General features: G+C 71.0%; 8 protein-coding genes. 6 read left to right on the forward strand and 2 right to left on the reverse strand.

All coding sequences use genetic code 11. The features are described 5' to 3' along the window. The first annotated feature begins 61 nt into the window (after positions 1-61). Positions 62-895 carry a helix-turn-helix transcriptional regulator gene (locus ACFXOZ_RS20315; protein ID WP_380591794.1) on the forward strand — a complete coding sequence of 278 codons (834 nt, stop codon included), beginning with the start codon at positions 62-64 and terminating at the stop codon, positions 893-895. A 176-nt stretch (positions 896-1,071) separates the two neighbouring features. Here ACFXOZ_RS20315 and ACFXOZ_RS20320 read toward each other — a convergent pair whose 3' ends face one another. Both ACFXOZ_RS20320 and ACFXOZ_RS20325 read right to left on the reverse strand, forming a co-directional pair. Continuing rightward, on the reverse strand, positions 1,072-1,908 hold the full coding sequence (locus ACFXOZ_RS20320) for a hypothetical protein (RefSeq protein WP_380591796.1): 837 nt from the start codon (positions 1,906-1,908) through the stop codon (positions 1,072-1,074). Positions 1,909-2,397: 489 nt separating this feature from the next. Next, positions 2,398-10,215, reverse strand: a complete 7,818-nt coding sequence (locus ACFXOZ_RS20325) for a ricin-type beta-trefoil lectin domain protein (protein ID WP_380591798.1) — start codon at positions 10,213-10,215, stop codon at positions 2,398-2,400. A 703-nt stretch (positions 10,216-10,918) separates the two neighbouring features. Here ACFXOZ_RS20325 and ACFXOZ_RS20330 point away from each other — a divergent pair. From ACFXOZ_RS20330 to ACFXOZ_RS20350, 5 genes are all read left to right on the forward strand, one after another. Further along, on the forward strand, positions 10,919-14,863 hold the full coding sequence (locus ACFXOZ_RS20330) for a ricin-type beta-trefoil lectin domain protein (RefSeq protein ID WP_380591800.1): 3,945 nt from the start codon (positions 10,919-10,921) through the stop codon (positions 14,861-14,863). A 334-nt stretch (positions 14,864-15,197) separates the two neighbouring features. Continuing rightward, positions 15,198-15,386 carry a YegP family protein gene (locus tag ACFXOZ_RS20335; RefSeq protein ID WP_375885888.1) on the forward strand — a complete coding sequence of 63 codons (189 nt, stop codon included), beginning with the start codon at positions 15,198-15,200 and terminating at the stop codon, positions 15,384-15,386. 108 nt (positions 15,387-15,494) lie between these two features. Continuing rightward, on the forward strand, positions 15,495-16,814 hold the full coding sequence (locus ACFXOZ_RS20340) for a glycosyltransferase family 4 protein (RefSeq protein WP_380591802.1): 1,320 nt from the start codon (positions 15,495-15,497) through the stop codon (positions 16,812-16,814). Then, complete coding sequence (locus tag ACFXOZ_RS20345; protein WP_380591804.1) at positions 16,811-18,007, forward strand: glycosyltransferase; 1,197 nt, start codon at positions 16,811-16,813, stop codon at positions 18,005-18,007. The genes ACFXOZ_RS20340 and ACFXOZ_RS20345 overlap by 4 nt, the downstream gene beginning before the upstream one ends. Beyond that, positions 17,982-18,866: an SGNH/GDSL hydrolase family protein gene (locus ACFXOZ_RS20350; RefSeq protein ID WP_380591806.1), complete on the forward strand. Its 885-nt coding sequence runs from the start codon at positions 17,982-17,984 to the stop codon at positions 18,864-18,866. The genes ACFXOZ_RS20345 and ACFXOZ_RS20350 overlap by 26 nt, the downstream gene beginning before the upstream one ends. The last annotated feature ends 135 nt before the right edge of the window (positions 18,867-19,001 follow it).

Raw genomic sequence — 19,001 nt, forward strand, 5'->3', positions numbered from 1 at the left:
TGTCCTGCCTGGGTGCGGTACACCCAGGCAGGGCCCGGGCGGCGCCACCTAGGGTGAGGGCGTGACCGACAACCACCTGGGAGAGTTCCTACGCGCACGCCGCGCGGCCCTGCGGCCGCAGGACGCCGGCGTGGCGAGCCACGGGGTGCGCAGGGTCGCCGGACTGCGCCGGGAGGAGGTCGCCGTCCTGGCCGGGGTGAACGCGGACTACTACACCCGCCTGGAACAGGGGCGGGAACGCCACCCGTCGGCCCAGGTCCTCGACGCGCTCGGCCGCGCCCTGCGGCTCGACCCGGACGGGCACGCGCACCTGCACCAGCTGGCGGGGACGGTGCCGGGCAGCCGGTTCGCCCACACCACCGACCTGGTCGGCCCCGCCCTGCGCCAGCTGCTGGACGGCTACCCCGCCGCCCCGGCCTTCGTCATCAACCGGACCCTGGACGTCCTGGCGGCCAATGCCCTGGCCGAGGCCCTGCACTCGCCCTTCGAGCGGATGGACAACCTCGCCCGGATGGCCTTCCTCGACCCGGCGGGCCGACAGTTCCACGAACGGTGGGGCCACACGGCCCAAGCCGTCGTGGGCCATCTGCGGCAGGCCGCCGGGCTCGACCCGGACAGCCCCCGGCTGCGCGCGCTCGTCCGCACCCTCACCGACCACAGCACCGACTTCACCCGGCTGTGGAACGCCCACGCCGTACGCGGAAAGACCCAGGAGGCCAAGCACTTCCTCCACCCGGACGTCGGCCCGCTGACCCTCACCTACCAGGCCTTCGACGTGCGCGACGCCCCCGGCCAGCAACTGGTCGTCTACCAGGCGGAGCCCGGCAGTTCCAGCGCCCAGGCCCTCGCCCTGCTCGGGTACCTGCGCGCCACCGCGAACCGCGCCGCCGGCTGAGCCGGAGGTCGGCTCCGCGACTCGAACGGTCGCCACCCGGCTGGGTCAACTGGCGAGCTTTCCAACGGATTTGGGCCTACGGTGCGGTGCCAGGGAGTCATCGAGCGAAAGGCTGTTGACGGCATGGCCGGGAAATTCGAGCTGTACCGACCTCCGAATTCAGGCCTCCTGCGCGACTACTGCTTCGGAGCACCCCACCAGGTACCGTCCTGGTAGTAGACGCTGTTCCAGTCTTCGTCGGAGGCACCGGCAGGCATCGGTACGAGCATCGAACGCGTCGCCGCGTACACCTGGTCGACCTGGGCCGAGGCCAGCAGGCGGCAGTTCCACAACAGCCCTGCCATCTCAGCTGCCAACGGGTCATCGGGCCAACGTGGTTCAGGGAGTCCAACCCCCACAACGGCGGCCAGGTCGCCCTCGGAGAGGCCGAGGGCGCGCGCGAAGCCGGCGACCATGTCCGGGGTCAGGGGAACGCCGCCCCGAGCCAGGGCCGCGATCGTGGTCTCGGCCAGGCACAGGTGGCCATTGGTGAGCAGGAACAGCAGCTTGGCCGCAGCGCGCAGGGACCTCAAGTTCCGGTTGCCGAACAGGAGGTTGACGAGTGCGGCTCCGAAGCCCCCCTCCCGCTGGTCCGCCATCCGTGGTGGGTCGAGCGGACCTTCGGGGGACTCCTGACGCAGTTGGTCGACCAGGCGGTGCACGCGGTCCCGCTGGTCCGGCGGCAGCGCGAGCGCGTACTGGACGAGGTCCGCGAGCCGCGGCCCAGGGGCCGCCTCCCGAGGAGTCAGGGCCTGCGGCACCGGGAGAGCCGCGATCACGTAGAGGTCGGCCACGTGGAGTCCGAGCGCAGGCGCGAGTGCCTCCAGGTGTGCGGGCAACGGTGCCGCGCCCGCAAGCACTCCACGGAGCTCGGGCGCCGGAACGCCGGACTCTGTGGACAGCCAATCGGCGTCTACCCCACGATGGCTCAGCAGCCGGGCCATTATCGTGCCGAAATCCGGATAACTCGTCATGGATGGTCCCCCTCCCGCCCAGGAATTACTCGGCCCGACCGCTGCGCACTGTCGAAATACCCCTCACTGCGGGGGAAGGTCAGCCGGTTCAGCGAACCCAGCTCTCACAGCCGATCAGGCGAGCTTCTCGCCTCATGACGTCGAGCGCCATTCGAAGCCTGTCTGCAGCAGCCTGGAATGCCTGTGTTGTCTCTGGACCTAGCGACGGAGACGGCCAGGAACTCCCATCACCCGGAGCGCCATCACCGATCTCAGCGGCAAACCGCTGCCACGCGGTTCTATAGAGACGCATGCAACCCTCAAGTTCAGCGGAACAGTCCGACCACACTTCGCCCGCCATCCTCCCCTTGGTACACGCCAGGAGGTGGTTCAACTCCGAAAAAGTGGCGATCAAACCTCCAGTAAGGGCGCGCCGATGCGCACCTGCATGCCGATGGGCCAGTACATCAATAAATATCTGATATGGATTCACAAACTCACGCACGCCTACTACTCCTCTCGCCTACCGTACAACTCGGACGGGATGTGGCCGCGGAGCAGGGATGTCCCTGCCTCACCTGGCAAGAAAGCATCCAGACCACCCGCCCTAAGGATATCAGAGCAGTATGTGATACAGCTATTACTCTCCTTGTCCCACTCGCCGAACATATAGCTTTGCTTTTCAAACAATCCATCGATATAAGCGAGTGCCCCCTCAGGATTCGGAAGCATGAAATCTAGCGCGAACACCCCTTCCGCAGGGGGCGGGACTATGCGAGGAAGGTTCAGACTTTCAAGACCACCCCATGGCGGCTCCACATAATCGGGAAATGCATCAGTCGTGACCGTGCGAGTCTCAGACCTCACAGTAATTGAGGCGTGCTGACTCTTAGCATCCCAATGGAACGTGGCGTTGGGCGTCGACCCTGTATCGCATTTGTTATGGACCAGAATCGGCGTGACGCCTGCCACAACATAGTACGTGTGGAGCTGAGCGACGGTCAGGTTGTACATCTGTTTGGTGCCGGCCGCGGAGCGGACGGCCGCGATGCGTACGGGCCGGCCGGTGACGGTCTTGAGGGCGTGGCCCTCCGAGAGGTGGCCCGCGGGTACCCAGGTGTGGGTGGTGTCGTCCCAGAAGGGGTGCTCGGCCGTGGTGTGGACCGTGCTCTCGGTGCCGGCTTCGGTCTGGACTGTCAGGTCGATCAGGTCGTTGTCGGTGTGGACGAGAGTCGCGGTGACCGCACGGGCACCCTGGTCGGTCGCGCTTTCCTGGTCCGCGGACTGGACGAGATCGCCGACCTTGATGTCACCGATCGCCTTGGTGGTGCCGTCGCCCATCAGGACCGGTGTGTCCGGTGTGAAGCTGCAGTTGGTGCGGGCAGGTGACATCGGTTCGGCTGGGGCAGTGGGTTTGGCCGTCGGGGTGACCGGGGCTGCGGGGTCGGTCGGTCCACCGCTGTGGATGTGCGGTTCTGCGGGGCGCTCTGCAGAACCCCCACCGCCACCGCCCTTCGGCTTGGGGCCGTCTCCGAAGAGGCGCCGCAGGGCGTTGCGGATGCCGCCGGACTCGGAGGCGGCCTCGGCCAGAAGCCTGGCACCCTTGAACGCTGCCTTGACGAGACCGAAGCCGTCGGCCGCGACCTCGATCACCGTTTCGGTGACCTCGCCGGCAACGTACGCGGTGTCGTTGTGGGGGATCCCGAAGATGTCCGCCATGGGGTGTTCGCTGGGCTCGATGTAGTGCAGGTCGCCGGTGACCGACACCCGGGCACCGACGTCGCGGCTGATCGCCTTGTCGACCTCGACACCGAAGTTGTTCATGGCCACGTACGGACTGTTTTTGGCCAGCCACCCCACCCCGCTGTCGACCGCACCCGCGATGAAGTGCCCCGTCGCCGAGCACCAGCCGCAGTCCCACAGGCCGGTTGGATCGCTCAGTGTGGTGGGGTTGTCGCCGGCATAGGTGTAGCCGCCCATCTGGTTGGGGTCGCCCGCCTCGAAGACGGGGTCGACGGTGAGGAAGCGGCCGATGGCGGGGTCGTAGTTGCGGGCGCCGAGCAGGTTGAGGCCGCTGCCGGTGTCGACGGGCTTGCCGAGGTAGCCGTGGTTGTCGGCCCATGAAGTGGGGGCGGTGCCACGGGGGTTGCCGTAGGGGTCGAAGGCACGGCGGGTGACGGCGCGGGTGGTGCCGTCGATCTGGAGGCTGGAGGTGCCCTGGGGGTTCGTGGGCTGGTAGGTCAGGCCGCCGCTGCCGGAGCGGACGACGACCGTGCCGTCGGGTTGTGAGTAGTACCGCGTGCCCGTCACGTTGGCGCCGTCGGCCGAGAGGGTGAGCTGTTCGGCACCGCCGAACAGGTAGAGGACGGTGCCGTCGGAGCCGCGTTGGATCAACAGCTTGCCGCCGGCGTCGTACAGGTACCGGGAGGTACTGGTGCCGGCCCCGTTCGGGGTCGTGACGCTCTCGGTGCGGCCCTCGGCGTTGTAGGTGAAGGCCTGTGTGCCGCCAGCGGTGGGCTGGGTGCCGCCCGGACCCCACTTCTGGTTGGGGCCACGGTTGCAGGTCCACAGTGCGACGCGGGTGCCCGGGTCGGTGTTGCCTCCGGGCAGGTCCACGCACAGGCCGGACGTCTTGTGGACGAGGGAGCCGTCGGTTCCGGTACGCCACTGCTGACTGCTGTCGTTCGGGTCGCAGGCCCACAGTTCGATCTGGGTGCCGGAGCCGGCGGTGCCGCCGACGGGGCGGGCGCAGGCGCCGAGGACGCGCAGGGTGCCGTCGGTACCGATGGTCCAGTCCTGCGCCGTGCTGCGGTTGCAGGTCCAGCTCCAGACGGCGGTGCCGTTGGCGTTGTGGGCACCGGAGGCGTCCAGGCAGAGCGGGGTGGCGCCGGTCGGCACGCCGGAGGGCAGGGTGCTGGTCGTGGTGGTGGAGCGGGAGGTGGTGTCGCCGGCCGCGTCGTACTGAGGTGTCAGCGTCGCCGTGGCCGCGGGGCCGCTCGGCGGGTTGGCGGTGGCGAGCCACTGCTGGGCGCCGGTGCCGTTGCAGGTCCACAGCGCGACCGCGGTGCCCGGCTTCGCGTTGGCGCCCGGCAGGTCGAGGCAAAGGCTCGAGGCGGTGTTGACCAGGGCGCCGTTGGCACCGTCCTGCCACTGTTGGGCGGCGCTGCCGTCGCAGGTCCAGAGCTGGATCGGGGCGCCGGGCCACGTGCCGGTCGCGGCCGCGCACTTGCCGAGGGCGCGCAGGGTGCCGTCGGCGTTGCGGGTCCACTTCTGGGCGCCGTTGCCGTTGCACGTCCAGGACTGGATCGCGGTGCCGTTGGCCGTGCGGGCGCCGCTGACGTCCAGGCAGTTCGGCGTCCCGCCGGTGCCGACCGAGGAGGTGAGCGTGGAGGTGGCGGGCCCGGTCGTGGTGGTGACGGCGGTGAGGCTGTTGGGCCCGGTCGCGGGCTTGCCACCCACGCCCTGATAGGTACTGGTCTGGACGAGGTCGCGGGAGGTGTCTCCTGTGACGTCGTGCTTGATCTGCTGCGTCCGGTCGCCGAGCAGGTTGTACTGGAAGCTCTGCCAGTACGGTGCCGGGCCGCCGATGGCGATCGGTGCGGGGTCGGGGTTGTTGCAGTGGGAGATCTGACCGGCCGTCGGGGTGCTGACGCCGGAGGTGTCGGTCCAGGCCTCGGCCAGGCGGTCCAGCCCGTCGTAGCGGAAGCACTGGACGTCGAAGGTCTGGTCCGTGCCTCCGGAGGACTGGAGTTCGGCGACGCTGGTGATGTTGCCGGCCTGGTCGTAGCCGTAGGTGGTGCCCGAGACGGGGTTGGTGTCGTTTCCCTGGAGGCTGACCCGGTTGGTCGTCAGCCGCCCCGTCGCGTCGTCGTAGGTCTGCGCGGTGCGCAGCAGGCCGCCGGCCTTGCCGTAGGTGGACTGGAGGAGCTGACCACGCGCGTTGTAGTTGGCCATGTCCAGCAGGGGCGTGTCGGCCGTGCCTGCCTGGATGAGCTCGCCCTGGAGGTCGTAGCCGAAGCCGAGGGTCTCGGAGGGCAGTCCGCCCTCGGCGTTGTAGCCGATGGAGGCGAGCAGGCCGACGTTGTTGGAGTAGATCTTGGAGGTGGTGTAGTCGCCGGCGAGCTTGCCCTCGGCGGCCGGGATCGTGGTGGTGGTGCCTGTGGCCTGGTAGGCGGTGTTGTAGCCGTTGACCTTCTGGACGTAGGCGCTGCCCTGCGCACCGCCGACGTAGCGGGTGACGGAGGTCGGGTAGCCCTTCGCGAGGGTGTCGTACTGGAAGGAGGCCAGCAGCTTGGTGCTGTCGGAGGTGCTGGTCCCGTCGTAGCGGCCCGTCACACGGCCGATGGCGTCGTAGGTGAGCGAGACCGATCGGCTGCGGGCGTCCGTCGTCGTCGTGACGCGTCCGAGGTCGTCGTAACCGGTCGTGGAGGTGCCGCTGTCGGGGTCGGTCTGGGAGACGAGCTTGCCCTGGATGTCGTACGAGTAGGACCAGGTATTGCCTGCCGTGTCCGTGACGGACTGGCGGCGGCCGCCGCGGTCGTAGCCGTAGGTGGTCGTGACGTCGCCGATTCCGGAGCCGCCGTGCATCACGGACGAGGTGAGCTGGCCCAGCGCGTTGGTGAACGCCGTCGTCGGGGCGGTGCCCGAGGGCGGGGTGGTGTCGACCCGGTCGGCGCCGGGGTAGGAGCGGGTCGACTGCCAGAGCAGAGCGCCCTTGGCCAGCATCTGCTGCGCCACCGGTCGGCTCAGCCCGTCGTAGACGGTCACCTGCTCCGAGGCGAGGCTGTTCTCGACCTCGTCGAACAGGGTTGTGCCTGGGGCGGTCGTCGGGTCCGACCAGGTCGGGATGCCGATGACGGGCTGGCCGTGGGTGTCGTACCTGGTCGACGTGACCAGTCGGCCGTCGGTGTTGTTGGCCGTGGAGGTCTGGGTCTGGCGTGGTTGGAGGAAGCCGTCGTAGATGGTGACCGAGGTGCTGTAGGTCTCGTTCTCGCGGAGCGTCTGGGTGCTCACGCTCGACGGGTCAGGGGTGTCCCCCGAACCGTGGACCAGGTAGGCGAACGTTCGGTCGGGTGCCTTGCCGTCGTCCTTGTTCCGTCCGGGGAGCCAGACCTTGGTCCGCCGTCCGAGGGCGTCGTAGGTGGAGTCGGTGATCCGGCCGTTCGCGTCGACGGCGCGGGTGACCAGGCCGCGGGCGGGCGCGATGGTGCTCTTCGAGGTCCATTGCAGGGGGTTCGTGGTCGACATCTCGGTGGGGAGGGTGTCCCCGGCCGGGGTGTAGGCGGTCGACTGGACGTTGCCCGTGGGATCGACGCTCCGGGTGACGCGGCCGTAGGTGTCGAAGCTCTGGGCGTTCGCCGTCTGGTAGACCGGCTGGCCCTGCCCGTCGTACGTCTTCAGGACCTGCGTCGCCGTGACGTACCCGTTTCCGGATCCGTTCTGCCCGAGCAGGCCGACGGCACCGGGGTTGGCCTGGTCGGAGGAGCCGTCGTAGATGAGGCGGCGGTCCCTGACGGTGGTGTCCGGGCCTGCCTTGGTGCCGCAGGGGCCCGAGAGCGTGAGGTTCTCGCTCGGGTAGGCGAGCATCATCGGGTTGGCGGCGGGAGGTGCGGCGTAGCTGACGGTGGTGCAGGTCCGGAGTGCCGGGTTCGCGCTGTCCGGGTCGTTGTTCGTCTGGTAGGGGCGGCTGAGTTCGTCGTACTGGGTGCTGGTCCGGCTGGTGCGCCAGGTCTTGCCGTCGGAGAGGAGGTCGAGTTTGCGACCGCCCGCGACAGCGGTCCTGCGTGCCGCCAGAGGTGGCAGGGTGGAGAGCTTCGGGGTCCCGTCGGTCTGGGAGGTCCAGGCGGTTCGCGGCCGGGATGCCGTGTCCTTGAGGTCGGGCACGTCCGACAGGGACTTGGAGACGACGGCGCCGCCGGCGGCCGTGTAGACGGTGGTCTCCTGTGGCATGCCGGCCAGCCACGGGCTGTCCGGGACCTGTTCACCCAGGGAGTTCGTCAGCTTCGGCGCGCTGTGCGGTGTCCGGTCGGCCTTGTAGTCGCCGTCCATGCCCTGGAAGTAGCGGACGGTCGCCTGTCCGACGGGGTACGGGGCGGAGCCGGAGGTGGTGGTGACGGTGCGGTAGCCGCGGAAGTCGTTCCAGGTGCGGTACTGGTCGTCGGTGAGCTCGGAGTCGTCCCGGTGCCAGGCGGCGCCGTCGCTGTAGGTGTACGCGGTGGTCTGTGCAGGTGAGGCGGCCTTGGTGGAGTCGGAGACGGTCACCTTGGCGACCAGGGTCTTGTGGAACCAGTCCGCGATCGGCTTCGCCGCGCCCGGGGTGGTCCACCACACCGGGTAGCAGGCCATCGTGTTGCTGTCGGGTGAGGAGGGCATCGTCCCCTTCACGCGCGAGCACTCCGGGTCCCGGTAGGCGACGGCGATGAACGAGCCGGTTTCCGTCTGGATGCCGGAGATCCGTGGCCGGTAGAGCGGTGGTGCGGCGGGGGTAGAGCCGTCGACGCGGTTGTCGACCTCGATGCCCTTGAACGTCATCGGGTCCAGTGCGGCGGTCGAGCTCTCACCGGCCGACTTGTCCAGACCGGTGTGCCGGATCTCCGACAGCCACATCACGGACTGAAGCGCGCCCGCGTTCTTCGGGTCGACGGTGTTGCCGGTCACCGGGTCGAGGGTGCCGCCCGCGTCCGAGAAGAGGTGCTTGAGGTCGTACCGGTCGACGCCGTTCCAGCCGTTGGTGGTCCGGAGCTCGGTGAGGATGCCGCGCAGCCGCACGGTCGACCAGAAGGTGGCTGCGCTGGCCCGGCAGACGTTGGGGCCGGTTCCGCTGGTGGGCCAACCCGCCTGGCAGGTCAGGTCGTACGGGACGTCCGGCCAGTTGGTCGCCGTGGCGGAGGAGAGGTTGGACGCCTGGCAGACGCTGTCGGAGACGACGCAGCGCTGGGCGGTGTCGAAGGTGACGCGGGCGGAGGGTTCGCGGCCCGCGACGGCGTCGTCGAGCTTGTAGCCGTAGGAGATCTTGGTCAGGTAGCCGCCCCGGACGTACGGGGTCAGCTTGCCGCTCCCGCCGGCGGCCGCGGCCTGGCCGGCGCCCATGCTGTAGTAGTTGGTCTCGGTCGCCCAGTCGTACCGCTGGAGGCCGCCGTGCGGATCGACCACGAAGTCGAGGGAGAAGCGGTAGCCGAGCGGGCTGTCGCACTGTGACGACTTCCCGCCTGCCGCGGAGTAACACGGGTCACCGCTGTTCGGGTGGTAGACGGGGATGCCCCACGCGCTGTTGGTGGCCTGGTCGGAGGTCGTCCCGGGCGCGTGGTTCAGGCCCAGGTAGTAGGCGGTGCCGTCGGTCGTGGTGACCTTGAAGTACTCGCCCTGCCACAGGCCGTTGGCCGCGCCCGTCAAACGCTCGACCTTGGTGCCGTCGTCGCTCTGGAGGTGGTAGACGCCGTTCGCGTCCTGGACCAGTTCACCCGAGTGGGAGCCGAGCGAGAGGGTGGCGTTCCACCCCGCCCAGCACCGGTCCGCCGACCCGGGGATGCCCGTGTCCTTGCAGGTTTTGTAGGAGCGTTCGATGAAGCCGGGGCTGTACGACCATCCGTCGCCGACCCAGGAGGCCTGGGAGTTGCGGGCCGAGGTCTCGCCGTCGATGGCCTGCGAGTTGTAGGACAGTGCGACCGAGGGCGCCGATCCCGTCAGTGACGGCGGCGTTGCCACCGGGTAGTTGTAGGTGAACGCCCCAGCAGCGGTCTGGGACCAGCTACCGGAGGCGGACAGCGAGGTGGCCGCGTAGGAGCCCTGCGAACCGCCGCTCTCGCCGCCGACAGCGGCGATCGCGAGCGCGGCGGGTGCCACCGCTGCGGATTCCCGGTCGGCGGCGGCGGAGTCGGCCGCGTGGGCGGGTGTGCCGGAGGCTGTCAGGGTGACGGTGCCGGTCAGCAGTCCGGCAGCGGGGTCGTTGTGGTGCTCCAACGGGGTCTGGCTGCGGCAGGCCTCGACCTCGGGGGTCGTCAGCGCACAGGCGGGCATGGCGACCAGGCGCAGCCGGGACGCCCAGGCTCCGCCGTACGCGGGGGCGATGGCGTTGTAGTCCAGGCTCACCGAGACGCTGCCCGCCCCGGCCTTCCCGGTGTCCGCGCGGGTGAGGCCGACGAGGAGGCCGTCGACCCCGGCGGCTTGGGCCTTGCCGCGGTCCGCGACCTTGACCTGGACCGTGGACGGTGTTTCGGTCGGCGTGTCGGCCGCTGCCGAGTTCTTCGTGCTCGCGCCGGGGCGGGCCGAGCCCGGCGCTGCGAGCAGCACCGGCGTGCTGCCGGCTCGTACCGGGGCGTCGGCAGCCACAGCTTCGGCCGAGGTCGTCCGGGGCCTCCCGGCAGAATTGCCGAGGTTGACCGTGACAGTGCTCTCGGCGGGCCATTGGACGGGTTTCGCGTGGTGTTCCGACAGTTCGCGGGAACCGGCCTGGGGCCTGGCCTCGATCTTTCCCCCGCCCTTGGCGGGGTGGCCGTCGACTCTCGGCAAGGACGGTAACGGCCCGGTCGGCCAGGCCTTTTCGTCATAGGCGTAGTGGTAACCCCCGACCACCTCGGCGGATACCGTCGGAGCCAGGAGGGACATCACGGCGACGACCGCGGATACCGTCACCGCGCGATGTCGCCGGCCGCGTCCGGCCACGCTTGAACCGAACCCGTGCAGCCTTGATTGCACTGCTAACCCCCCACTGGACAAAGCTCTCTGACGTAATGTCACCTTGATCGGGACCGAACCCTGGACGGTCGGTCCGAGCCGCCGGAACCGTATTGCCACGGGTGCGAACGACGCAATAGCCTTCCCGCGACCCGCCGGCTCCGACTCGGTTCTTCCTGCAGCCGCCTCTAGCTGGTCAACGCCCCGGAATTACCTGTTCACCTGCACCGCGCCCCGCTGACGTGAGATGCATCACAGCGAGGGCCTTCCGGTTCAATCCATCCGAAAGGGACCATCCGTGGGGGAAACACGCCGTGTCCGACAGGGCCGAACACGCAAATTGACACATTGTGCTGCCTTGATATCCGCAATCGGCGGACTGGTAGCAGGAGGTACCCAAACGGCATTCGCGGCCGATCGACCGTTCAACGCGCATCCCGCGCAAACCACCCGGCCCGCCACCGGCCCCGTCCCCAACCCGGGCGGCGCCGTACAGGCGGCCCGCCTCAAGGCCAAGACCAGCGGCAAACCGGTCACCGTCGACGACCTGACCACCGAGTCCTCGCTCACGGTCGCCCAACCCGACGGCAGGCTCACCCTGACCACCCACCTCCGCCCCGCCCGGGTGCAGAAGGACGGCGCCTGGACACCGGTCGACGCCACACTGACCCGCTCCAAGGACGGCAGCTGGTCCCCCAAGGCCACCCCCTCCGCAGTGGTCCTGTCCGACGGCGGCGCCGGCCCGCTCGCCACGCTCACCGACAAGGCCGGCCACAGCCTGGCCCTCGCCTTCCCCTTCCCACTGCCCAGCCCGGTCATCACCGGCGCGGGCGCCCGCTACCCCGAGGTCCTGCCCGGCGTCGACCTCCAGGTCAACGTCACCGACCAGGGAGCCTTACGCGAGGTGCTGGTCGTCAAGGACGCCAAGGCCGCGGCCGACCCGAAGCTCGCGACACTGCGCCTGGGCACCACGACCAAGGACCTCGCCCTCGCCGCCGACCAGACCGGAAACGTCACTGCCAAATCCAGCGACGGCCAGCCGGTCTTCACCGCTCCGGCACCCCTCATGTGGGACTCCTCCGCGCCTGGCCCCGCTGCGGCCTCCGCGGCCAAGTCCAACGGTTCCGCCGACCCCGGCTCGGCCCAGACCTCCTCGGCACCGGCCGGCGCGCCGTCGTCCTCCGCCGACGGCCCCGGCGACGGCGCCAAGGTCCGCCCCATAGCGGTCAAGGCCGACGCCGACTCGCTCACCCTCACCCCCGACGCCGCCCTGCTCTCCGGAGAGGGCACCGCCTGGCCGCTGTTCATCGATCCGACCTTCCAGCCCGCCACCCTGACCAGGAGCCACTTCGCCCAGGTCATGGAGGGTTGCGCAGGCAGCCCCCAGTACGACGTCGCCCAGGACAACGGGCAGGGTGTGGGCTACCAGCACTACCGGACCAACTGCTACGGCATGGAGCGCTCGTTCTACGAGTTCGGCACCGGCGCCCTGACCGCGCAGATGAACATCGACCACGCCCAGGCGTACTTCTACGAGACCTACGGCGCCGCCCACGGCTGCGACACCACGGCCCCGGTCACCCTCAAGTGGACCTGGGGATTCGACGGCGGAACCAACTGGAACAACCAGCCCGGTGTGCGCCAGGACGGCGAGACCAAATGGCCCAAGAGCGCCTACGGTTCCTGCGGCTACCAGCCCGTCAACTTCGACGTCACCGGCGCGGTGCGCCAGGTCGTCCAGGAGGGTCGGCCGCTGACCGTCGGCCTGTTCGGCGACGAGACCCGCTCCATCGGCATCGACCACTTCATGCGGTTCAACAACGACCCGTACGTCGTCGCGAGCTACAGCATCGCGCCGAACACGCCCGACGCCCTCTACACCAGCCCGGACTCCCAGAACCCCGGCGGCCCGGCCTGCAACAACTGGGGCAACGCGGGATGGATCGGCATGACCTCCCTGGCCGGTGACGCCTCGAACATCACGCTCAACGCCTACGCGTCCACCGGGATGCCCGGCGCCAACCTGAACGTCAACTTCCACGTGTGGGACAGCATGGCGGACGACGGCCACGGCGGCCCCGCGGGGGTGGGCGACCCGAGCAGCGCCCAGTTCGGGTCATCCGGCTGGGGTCGCGCCAACATCGGACTGAGGGTGTCCGACGGGCACCAGTACGGCTGGAACGCCACCGCCTCGGACACCGGGCTGAGCGGTCCGACCTCGGTGGCCTGCTACTTCAACATCGACCTCGTTCCGCCGACGCAGGCGCAGTTCGGCGCCCTCCAGGCCTTCCCGCCACTCGGCAGCGGTCTCGTCCCCACTGCCCACGCCGGTGACCAGGGCGTCAGCATCAAGGTCAGCAGCACCGACCCGACCCCGGGCGGCTGCACCCGCGGCTCATGCGCCAAGAGCGGCGTGAGGGCCTTCCAGTACAACCTGGACGACAACATCCCGCCCGTCGGGGCCAACGCCGTCCAGGTGACACCCGACGCGGACGGTTCCGCCTCCGCCGACATCCCGGTCAAGCTCAACCCCGATCAGTGGGGCACGCACCGCCTCTACGTCCGGGCCGTCGACGGCGCCGGGAACACCCAGCCCCAGGCCTCCGTCTACGACTTCTACGCCCCCTGGAACCCGGCCACCAAGGTCGTCCCAGGCGACGTCGACTTCGACGGCACCCCCGACTTCCTGGCCCCTGCGTCCAACGGCAGCCTGACCCTCGTCTCCGGAAACCGCGACTTCACCGCCACCCCGGCCCTCGCCTCGGCCCAGAGCCAGAGCCCCGAGAAGGACAGCTGGAACAACTACCTGATCGCCCACCGGGGCTCGCTCACCCAGTCCAGCGTCGACGACCTCTTCGCCTACAACAAGGGCAGCCACAGGCTCTACGCCTACCTCAACGACGCCACCGCCACCCCAGCCGGAACACCCGGCCACTTCAGCATCGGCAGCCGGATCACCGAACTCGGCACGTCCTCGACCTGCGCGGGCGGGATCGACGGCACCTGGGCCAACCTCACCCAGCTGGTCGCCCCCGGAACCTACGGCAACCCGAACGGCCTGGCCAACCTGATCACCGTCGAGAAGGGCCGCCTGCGCCTCTACCCCGGCACCTATACGGGCGGCTGCCGGCTCGGCGCCGGAATCGACCTCGGCGACGGCGACTGGTCGACGGTGACCCTGCTCGCCCCAGGAACCGTCGGCGGGACGCCGACCCTGTGGGCACGTGACAACGTCACCGGTGCCCTGTACACCTACCCGCTCTCCTTCGCCGCCGACGGCAAGCCCACGACGACGCTGCACGCTCCCGTGCACCAGGCACTGGTCTCCGCCGTCAAGAACACCACCGGCGCCGGCATGTGCACCGACATCAACGGCGGCTACACCGACAACGGCACCCCGGCCCAGCTCTGGGACTGCAACGGCACCGGCGCCCAGGTGTTCACCCGCGGCGGCGACGGCACCCTCCACGTTCTCGGCAAGTGCCTGGACGTCAAGAACGGCGACACCGCGAACGGCACCAGCATCCAGCTCTGGGACTGCAACAACAGCGGCGCCCAGAAGTGGACCGACGGCCCCTACCCCGGCACCCTCCAGAACCCCCAGTCCACCCGCTGCCTCGCGGTCCCCGGCGCCAAGAACACTCTCGGCAACCACCTCATCCTCTGGGACTGCCTCAACGACACCGGCCAGCAGTGGACCGGCCCGACCACGGCCGCGGTACTGCCGGTGTCCTTCGGCTCCGCCGCCTACCCCTCCGTCGACTCACCGGGTGACGTCAACGGCGACGGCAACCCCGATCTGTTCGCCACCGGCGCCGACGGTGCGATCAGCCAGATCCCGGGCGCCGCGCCGGTCGGCGGCATCGCCCAGTTCACCACCGCCGTCTCCCGCGGCGCACCCAACAAGCCCGCCGGCTACAGCGTCCACTCCGCCGTCGACGGCGGCAAGTGCCTCGACAACTTCGGCCCGGCGGTCGGGAAGAACCTGGTCGTGTGGGACTGCTGGAACGGCATCAGCCAGAAATTCACCTTCGCCCCCGACGGCACCCTGCGCACCGGCACCTGGTGCGTCAGCGTCCGCGACAACGCCACCGGCAACGGCTCCCCCATCGGCATCCTCGACTGCGTCGGCGACCCCGGCCAGCAATGGACCCTCCGCGGCGACGGCAGCCTCTACAACCCCGCCTCCAACCGCTGCATGGACATCCACGGCTGGGACACCACCAACGGCAGGACCCTGGACATCTGGGACTGCACCGGCGGCCGCAACCAACTCTGGACGCTCTCCCCCAACACCACCTGACCGACCCCCACAGGTCGAGGGCCCGCGGCGGCGGCGCACCGTACACGCCGCGGGCCCGTGATCCCCAGTGATCACCCCACTGCAGCAGCGAACTGCCCGCCCAGCAGCAGCCACGCCCCTCGGGCACCGGCGGTCTCGACCCGTCCCGCGGGGATGACTGCGGTCAGCTGCCTTGACTGCGCAGTGATCGACTCGTCTGATGGCCGCGACGCGGCGGTTCGCTCTCCGCGACTCGAACGGTCGCCACCCGGCTGGGTCAACTGGCGAGCGTTCCAACGGATTTGGGCCTACGGTGCGGTCCCAGGGGGCCATCGAGCGAAAGGCTGTTGACGGCATGGCTGGGAAGTTCGAGCTGTACACGGACGAGAGCGGGATGCACCGGTTCCGGCTCAAGGCGAGCAACGGGACCGTCGTGGTGACCGGTGACCCGCAGGAGAGCAAGGACGACTGCCTGAAGAGCATCGAGTCGATCCGTAAGCTCGCGCCGTACGCGGAGCTCAAGGAGGCGGCCGGGTCGATGTGACGCGGCGGTGCCGGGGCGCGGGTCGGCGGTGCAAATCGCCGACCCGCGTTCGCTTGTACGACAGATCCCTTTGGCCGGGTGCACGCCGTGCGCGGAGACAACACAGGCATGCGCGTCGCCATCGTCACCGAATCCTTCCCTCCCGAGGTCAACGGAGTCGCCCACAGCGTGCTGCGGACGGCCGAGCACCTGCTCCGTCGGGGCCACCGGCCCCTCGTCGTCACCCCCGCACCGGCCCGGGGCGCCCAGTGCCCGCCGCAGACCTTCGGCTCCGGCGCCGACGCGGAACGGATCCCCGTCGTGCGGATCCCGTCGGTGCCGCTGCCCGGGTACCCGCAGGTGCGGATCGCCCTGCCGAGCCGGCAGCTGGCGGCCGCGCTGGCCGGGCACCGGCCCGACATCGTCCACCTGGCCAGCCCGTTCGTCCTGGGTGCGCGCGGCATGCAGGTCGCGGCCCGGCTCGGCGTGCCCGCCGTCGCCGTCTACCAGACCGACCTCGCCGGGTACGCCCACGCCTACCGGGCCGGACGCGGGCTCGGCGAGGCCGCCGCCTGGCGGCGCATCCGGGCCGTACACCGGGCCGCCGCCCGCACGCTGGCGCCGTCCACCCCGGCCGCCCAGGACCTCACCGCGCACGGGGTGCCCCGGGTCCAGCTGTGGCCGCGCGGGGTGGACTCGGTGCGCTTCCACCCCCGGCACCGGGACGAGGCGCTGCACCGGGCCCTCGCCCCCGGCGGGGAGGTGCTGGTCGGGTACGTCGGGCGGCTCGCGCCCGAGAAGCGGGTCGACCTGCTGGCCGCCGCCTCCGCGCTGCCCGGGGTGCGGGTGGTGGTGGTCGGGGACGGCCCCTCGGCGCCCGGCCTCAGGGCCGCCATGCCCGGCGCGGTGTTCCTCGGGCGCCGCACCGGCGAGGAACTCGCGCGATGTTTCGCCACCCTCGACGTGTTCGTCCACACCGGCCCGCTGGAGACCTTCTGCCAGACCATCCAGGAGGCGATGGCCAGCGGCGTCCCCGTGATCGGCCCGGCCGCCGGCGGCCCGCTCGACCTGGTCTCCCACCACCGCACCGGACTGCTGGTGCCGCCCCGCGACGGCGCGGCGGTCGCCCGGGCCGTCGCCGAACTGGCCGCCGACCCGGCCCGGCGGGCCCGGTACGGGCAGGCCGGACGGGCCGAGGTGACCGCCCGGACCTGGGAGGCGGTCGGGGACCTGCTGCTGCGGCACTACGCCGAGGTGCTGGCGGAGCACCGGAGGGTGGGGGTGGCTCCTTCGGCGGCTCCGTCCGGGGTCGGGGCCGAGGTCGGGGTCGGGGCCGAGGTCGGGATCGGGGCCGGGACCGAGGTCGAGGTCGAGCCCCGGTCGCCGGGGGCGTCGGCCGGGACGGTGGTGCCGGTGCTGCCCGTACTGCCGGAGGAGTTGCCGGCATGACTGCGCCGCCCCGCGGCGGGCCGCTGACCATCGTGCGGCTCGCCAACTTCGTCACCCCGGTCTCCGGCGGCCTGCGCACCGCGCTGCGCCACCTGGGCGCCGGGTACCGGGCTGCCGGACACCGGCCCGTCCTGATCGTGCCCGGCGAACGGCGCACCGAGGAGGACACCGAGCAGGGTCTGGTGATCACCCTGCCCGGCCCGGTGCTGCCGGCCAGCGGCGGGTACCGGCTGCTCGCCGACCGACGGGCGGTCGCCGCCGAACTGACCCGGCTCGGCCCCGACCGGCTGGAGGTCTCCGACCGCACCACCCTGCGCTGGACCGGCGCCTGGGCCCGTCGGCACGGGGTCCGCTCGGTGATGGTCTCGCACGAGAGCGCCAGCGGAGTGCTGCGGACCTGGGGCCTGCCCGGCCCGCTCGCCGCCGCGGCCGCCGACCGGCTCAACGCGGCCACCGCCCGCGGCTACGACTCGGTGCTCTGCACCACCGACTGGGCGGCGGCCGAGTTCCGCCGGATCGGCGTGCCCAACCTGGTCCGGGCCCCGCTCGGGGTCGACCTGGCGGCGATGCGCCCGCTGCCCACGGCCGTACGGGCGTTGGAACGGGCCCGGTACGCGGCGCCCGGGGACGTCCTGCTGGTGCTCTGTTCCCGGCTCTCCGCCGAGAAGCGGCCCGAACGCGCCGTCGAGGCACTGGCCCGGCTGCGGGCGCGGGGGCTCCCCGCCGTCCTGGTGGTGGCCGGGACCGGACCGCTGCGGTCCCGGCTCGCCGCCCGGGCCGCCCGGCTGCGGCTGCCCGTACGCTTCCTCGGACACCTGAACGGGCGGGCGGAGCTGGCCGCACTGCTGGGCAGCGCGGACGTGGTGCTGGCCCCCGGACCGGTGGAGACCTTCGGACTGGCCGCCCTGGAGGCACTGGCCTGCGGCACCCCCGTCGCGGTCAGCCGCTCCTCCGCGCTGCCCGGCCTGATCGGGCCCGCCGGGATCGCCGCCGCCGACACCGGGGCCGGATTCGCCGCCGCCGTCACGGAGTTGCTCCGCCGACCGGAACCGGCCCGGCGGGCCGCCGCCCGGGCCCAGGCCGAACGGTACGGCTGGTCGGCGGCGGTGGCCGCCTTCCTGGCCGCGCACGGGGCCCGGACCGCCGATGCCACCGGGAGGAGTGGGGATGAGCGTGCTCGACGCGGGGCCTGACCGGACCGCCGACGACCAGCCCACCGCGGGCGAACTGCTGCGCTTCGTCGCGCTCGGCGACTCGCTCACGGAGGGCGTCGGGGACCAGGTCGGCGAACGGTGGCGCGGCTGGGCCGCCGTCCTCGCCCGGTCACTGGCCCCCGAGGGCCAGGACGTCGAATTCGCCAACCTGGCGTACAGCGGCGCACTGACCGCAGATCTGACGACTCGTCAACTCCCGGCGGCACTCGCCCTTCGGCCCCAGCTGGCGGCGGTCCTGGTCGGCGGCAACGACACCCTGCGGGCCGGCTTCGACATCCGCCGCACCACCCGGGAACTCGACGCCACCCTCGGCGAACTCTCCGGCCACGGCGCCGTCCTGCTCACCGCCTGCCTGCCCGACCCCGGCACCCTCCTCCGGCTCCCCGCCCCGCTCGCCCGACCACTGGCCCGACGGATGCGCGCCGTCAACACCGTCGTCCACGCCCTCACCACCCGGCACCGGGCCGTCCACCTGCACATCGCCGAACTGCCCTGGTGCGAGCAGCGCGGCCTGCTCAGCGTCGACCGCCTCCACCCCAGTGCCGAAGGACACCACCTGATCGCCCGCCGCTTCCACGAACTGCTCGCCACCCAGGGCCACCCCCTCGGCCCGCCACCCGCTGCCGAACCCGTCGAACCGCCGCCCGGCCTCGCCGCCGACCTGTGGTGGATGGCCACCCGCGGCACCCGCTGGCTCGCCGCCCGCAGCACCGACCTCCTACCGGGCCTGCTCGCCCTCGCGGCCGTCGAAGGCGCCGCCCGCCTCCGCGGATCGAGCGCCCGCCACGACGAACAGATGGCCCGAGCGGCCGCCCAGGCCCTGGCCTCCCTGGGGTGACGGCCCGCCGGGCGGGGCCGGGAGGGCAGGTCGGGCGGCGGTGCGGGGGCGTGTCCCTTCCGGGTGGTGGTCGGGGTGGGCGGGAACCATCGGGTGCGTGGGGATGTCGTCCCCCGGGAGATGAGCGGGTGGAAG

This window comes from Kitasatospora sp. NPDC059160, from assembly GCF_042755465.1.
Classification (GTDB): domain Bacteria; phylum Actinomycetota; class Actinomycetes; order Streptomycetales; family Streptomycetaceae; genus Kitasatospora.